The following is a 2412-nucleotide window of genomic DNA, read 5'->3' as shown; positions in this document are numbered from 1 at the left end:
CCATTGACCACCAGGTCCTGACGAATTCCGGCATAGTCACGCAACACGCTCGGCAGCAGGATTCGCCCTGCTCCATCCGGGGCCAGATCATGGGCACTCGCCAGCACGATTCGCTGAAGCCGGCGGGCCTTGGCGTTGTTCATGAAGGATTCCGCATCCATCCACCGGATGAGCCTTTCCCACTCCGCCTGAGAGTAGAGGGAGACGCAGCGCTCCATCCCGAAGGCCGCGATCACCGTCTCGCCCAGTTCATCCCGAAACTTCGCAGGAAGCACCAGGCGGGACTTTGCATCCAGGCGATGTTCAAAGGTTCCCATCAGCACCCTGGACCGTCTCCTTCCCCTCGACGTTTTCCCCTCTTTCTACCACTACGCACCACTTCATTACACTCAGGACCACTTTATCACGTAGTTGAAATAACTTAAGAGCCATAAGGCTTAATAATGCTAATTCCAAAGTCCCCCTTCGGGGAAGGAAGCCTCATGTGAACGCGGCCGCGGCCTTTGCCCCGCGACGACCGCAGAGCCCGCAAAACCGAGGACGTGGTATACTTACGTCACGGGAAGAAGATCTCTTTTTGGGGGTACGGCTTGTGAATTGGTCAACGTTGCTGCACGTCGCCGGTGGGGTCGGGCTGTTCCTTTACGGCATCAAGCTCATGAGCGAAGCCCTTCAGTTCATCGCGGGCGACCGCATGCGCCACCTGATAGGGACCCTGACGAAGACGCCCCTCCGGGGGATATTCGTCGGCATCCTCGTCACGATCCTGATCCAGAGCAGCAGCGGAACCACGGTGATGACCGTCAGTTTCGTCAACGCGGGGCTGATGACCCTGAAGCAGGCCATCGGCATCATCATGGGGGCCAACATCGGGACGACGATCACCGCCCAGATCATCGCCTTCAGCATCCAGGACATGGCGCTGCCCTTCGTCGCCGCCGGCGTGGCGATGGCCATATTCGGGCGAACCAAAAAACTGCGCTACTTCGGCAACGGCGTCGTCGGCCTGGGGCTCCTCTTCATGGGGATGCAGACGATGGAGGCCGCCACCTCCTTCATGGCGTCGCGGAGGGACCTGCTCCTGTCCCTCAGCCGCAGCCCCATCCTGGGTGTGGCCGCAGGCGCGCTCATCACCATGATCGTCCAGTCGAGCGCCGCCACCATCGGCCTGACCATGGCCATGGCCTCTCAGGGGCTCATCGGCATCGATGCGGCCATCCCCATCATCCTGGGCGACAACATCGGCACCACCATCACGGCCGTCCTGGCGGCCATCGGAACGAGCCGCTCCGCCAAACAGGCTGCGGCGGCCCACGTGCTCTTCAACTTCCTGGGCGTCGTCATCTTTCTCCTCTTTCTGCCGTTCTACAGGGCTCTGGTCCTCCGCTCCGCCTCGGACGTGGGGCGCCAGATTGCGAACGCGCACACCATCTTCAACGTCGTCAACACCTTCCTGTTCTTTCCCTTCGTCTCCGTCTTCGCCCGCATGATCGAAAGGGTCATCCCCACCCAGGGAGCGGGCCAGGCGGGATATGCCCTCTACCTGGACCCCAAGCTCATCGCGGCCTCCGCCACGGCAGCGGTCGAGGCGGTCAAGGACGAACTGCTGCGGATGGGGGACATCGCGCAGGGGATGCTTGCCATCGCGCGGAGCGCCTACGTGCCGGGCGCCCGCGTCGCCGAGTTGAACGAGGAGTTCGCCTCCCAGGAGAAGGAGGTCAACGCGATCAACCGGGCCGTCGCCTCCTACGCCTCCGAGATCTGGCAGAAGGGCGTGTCCGCCGACATCTCCACCGTCCTGGGGTGCTACGTTAACGCGGCCGCGGACCTCGAGCGCATCGGCGACCACGTGGAGAACCTGATGGAGCTTGCAGAGCCGTTGAACGGCTGCCTCTCGAAGTCCGCCCTGACGGAGTTCGGGAGCATGCTGGACACGGCCGATCTGGCCCTCTCCACGGCCCTCTCCTCCATCAAAAACGAGGACGCCTCCCAGGCGGATCACGTCATCAACGACCTCGAGAACCGAATCGACGATCAGGAGAGGCAGTACCGCAAAAATCACATCGAGCGCCTGAACCGCGGCCTGTGCGACCCGGAAAAGGGCGTGAACTTCATCGACCTCCTCGGCAACCTGGAGCGCATCGGAGATCACAGCCACAACATCGCCTACTACACCCACGACATCGTCAAGCTCTCGGCCGCCCCCGTCCATCCGGCCCAGTACGCCGGCTCTACGCTGTCCTGAACCATGCTGAAGGCATTCCCTGTCAAGAAGGTCCTGCTGTCCCTGGGGCTCTTCCTGCTGGTCGGGGCGGCGACCCTTGCCGTGCTCTGGCGGAGCATCCCCCTCGACCTGCAGCGCTTCGATTCCCTCAGCGCCTCCCCCGCGCTCTTCGATGGCGAGGGGAAACT

At 62.7% G+C, this 2412-nt stretch carries 2 protein-coding genes; one reads left to right on the top strand and one right to left on the bottom strand.

All coding sequences use genetic code 11. From position 1 onward, the window contains the following. A partial coding sequence (locus SY1_RS07295) for a division/cell wall cluster transcriptional repressor MraZ (RefSeq protein ID WP_208874023.1) occupies positions 1–317 on the bottom strand: 317 nt, incomplete at its 3' end. 275 nt (positions 318–592) lie between these two features. Between SY1_RS07295 and SY1_RS07290 the strand changes: the two genes are divergently transcribed. Further along, positions 593–2245 carry a Na/Pi cotransporter family protein gene (locus SY1_RS07290; RefSeq protein WP_243440623.1) on the top strand — a complete coding sequence of 551 codons (1653 nt, stop codon included), beginning with the start codon at positions 593–595 and terminating at the stop codon, positions 2243–2245. Positions 2246–2412: the final 167 nt, after the last annotated feature.

Origin of the sequence: Fretibacterium fastidiosum, assembly GCF_000210715.1 — a bacterium.
In the GTDB taxonomy this organism is placed as follows: Bacteria; Synergistota; Synergistia; order Synergistales; family Aminobacteriaceae; genus Fretibacterium; species Fretibacterium fastidiosum.
Note: the sequence above shows the minus strand (reverse complement) of the source record. Positions and strands in the feature narration are given on the sequence as shown.